The sequence below is a fragment of the Oleiphilus sp. HI0079 genome (assembly GCF_001635105.1).
The window spans coordinates 1-867 of the sequence record NZ_LWFT01001016.1 but is presented as its reverse complement, the minus strand read 5'-3'; the positions used below and the strand labels follow the sequence as shown (position 1 = coordinate 867).

The 867-nt window shown below is 47.3% G+C and carries 2 protein-coding genes; both read right to left on the bottom strand.

All coding sequences use genetic code 11. From position 1 onward, the window contains the following. On the bottom strand, positions 1-143 hold a 143-nt coding region (locus A3750_RS25060; RefSeq protein WP_255374891.1), incomplete at its 3' end, for a sugar phosphate nucleotidyltransferase. A 22-nt stretch (positions 144-165) separates the two neighbouring features. Next, on the bottom strand, positions 166-867 hold a 702-nt coding region (locus A3750_RS18395), incomplete at its 5' end, for a dTDP-glucose 4,6-dehydratase (RefSeq protein ID WP_068548583.1).

Sequence of the window (867 nt, the reverse complement as noted above, 5' to 3'; positions counted from 1 at the left end):
TCGCGAATTTCAGCTAGCATCAAAACAGACAAAGGATAATAAATCATCGGTTTGTCATAGACAGGTAAAAGCTGTTTGGAGACCCCCATCGTAATCGGATGGAGCCTAGTTCCCGAACCACCGGCCAAAATAATGCCCTTCATCATTGCTCCTTGTCGCTGATGCCTAGTCGCTGATGCCTAGTCGTTCTCGATTGTAAGACCCATCAAGCACGCGCTGCCACCACTCTTGGTTTTCCAAAAACCACTCAACCGTTTTTCTCAAGCCAGTTTCAAAGCTTTCCTTTGGTTGCCACCCAAGATCAGACTGAATCTTTGACGAATCAATCGCATAGCGAAGATCGTGCCCTGGCCGGTCGTCAACAAATTGAATCAAATCGACGTATCGTTCAACGCCGACAGGAAGGCAAGGTCTGAGCTCTTCTAGAATGGAACAAATACCTTTTACAACATCGATGTTTCGAACTTCGTTGTTACCACCGATATTGTATGTTTCGCCCACCTTCCCCTCTTCGATAACGCGAACAAGGGCTCGAGCATGATCTTCAACATAAAGCCAGTCGCGAATTTGAAGTCCATTGCCATAGACAGGCAACGGCCTTCCCTCAAGCGCATTCAAAATCATCAACGGAATAAGCTTTTCAGGGAAGTGATACGGCCCATAATTGTTGGAACAGTTGGTGACAATTGCTGGCAAGCCGTATGTCCGGCTCCAAGCCCTCACTAAGTGGTCACTAGACGCTTTCGTAGCCGCGTACGGACTACTGGGTTTATAAGAGGTCGATTCAGTAAATAGTGAGCCATCGTCTTCGAGATCACCATAAACCTCATCCGTCGAGATATGATGAAAGCGAAACGCGCTTTGCTG